Annotated in this window: 1 protein-coding gene and 1 pseudogene; both read right to left on the bottom strand. The window is 41.2% G+C overall.

Annotation, left to right across the window (positions count from 1 at the left end):
• The coding region (locus tag HZY94_RS09370) for a reverse transcriptase domain-containing protein (protein ID WP_257151889.1) at window positions 1–368 on the bottom strand (368 nt) is incomplete at its 3' end.
• Window positions 369–1,154: 786 nt separating this feature from the next.
• Window positions 1,155–1,259, bottom strand: a pseudogene (locus HZY94_RS09365) (IS30 family transposase); the annotation flags it as partial.

The following is a 1,259-nucleotide window of genomic DNA, read 5'->3' as shown; positions in this document are numbered from 1 at the left end:
TGAATAATAGCTGTCTCACAAGAGCGATTGGGACGAAAGCCATAACTATACTCTGAGAAGTGTCTTTCACAGATTGGACTGATGGTTTGAACAATCGCTTGTTGTACCATTCTGTCCATGACTGTAGGGATTCCAAGATTTCGGACGCCACCATTTGGCTTAGGAATTTCAACTCGTAACACTGGTTGAGGTTTGTACTTCCTCTGCTTTATAAGTTCCTTGGTTTCTCGCCAATGTTGCCGTAGGAAATTATCCATTTCCTCAATGGTAACTCCGTCGATACCAGCAGAACCCTTGTTTCTTTTTACCTGATGATAGGCTTCAAGCATATTGTTCCGAGATAATATCTTATCTAGCAATTCTGACATGTGCGTATTCCTTTCTTGTTTCGGTGTCTGGGGGACATCTTAGATTCGTGAACCTTCTCCTAGTCAATACGTGACCGTCTCCAGTTCTATCAGACCGTTCTTTTACAGACACAAGTGAAGTAGGATTACTTCGGTTAATTGTTCGCCCCTTCGCTCCATTTCCATTACAGAAACTTCATCACTACTATGGGTTCGGCTGACTTCTCATGATTCGTTGTTACTACGTCTACGACGCTCATGAGACCTCACGGGATAAGTCGTATATCTTTCCTCGTTTACTCTCGTGATCTACGCATATAGGTTACGACTACCTTTTGGGACTTTAGAGTTTTCAGCCTCCTCATCCACTACATACGCCTTCATATCACATTTCTGTTCGTAGAGCCACGATTTCGCTATCCCTTCCTCTCCCCGCTACCTCACGATAGTCAGGCTTGGGAGTCGCTATTGGGTTCACCGGTAGCAGGTGCCCACAGAGGACTTGCACCTCAGATATACGACATGCCCGTCGTACTGAAAAACAGCTACTAGTACACGAATACTCTTCTTTTGATTCCTTTCAAATTCTTTCAAGAGTTCCTCAATTTTTTTCTTGATAAAAAAGAATTTCGATTATCAAGCTCTGTATAGAGTTGATCCGACAAACGAATATCTTCCTTCTGGTAGTACATGCTATAAAATGTCGAAAATTCCCCCTGTAAAACATCCATATTTTCTAAACAGCCAAAAAAAAGATCTACAGAGAGACGACTCTTACCGTTTTCAAAGCTAAATTTCAAGTTGAAATTAGCCACCACTAAGAAATTCCTTTGGTGACTTGTAGTCCAAACATTTTTTAGGATAATTGTTTATCCAATTTTCAATAAAAGCGACTTCTTTGGGAGTTGTTTC

This window comes from Streptococcus danieliae (assembly GCF_013415245.1).
Classification (GTDB): domain Bacteria; phylum Bacillota; class Bacilli; order Lactobacillales; family Streptococcaceae; genus Streptococcus; species Streptococcus danieliae_A.
Note: the sequence above shows the minus strand (reverse complement) of the source record. Positions and strands in the feature narration are given on the sequence as shown.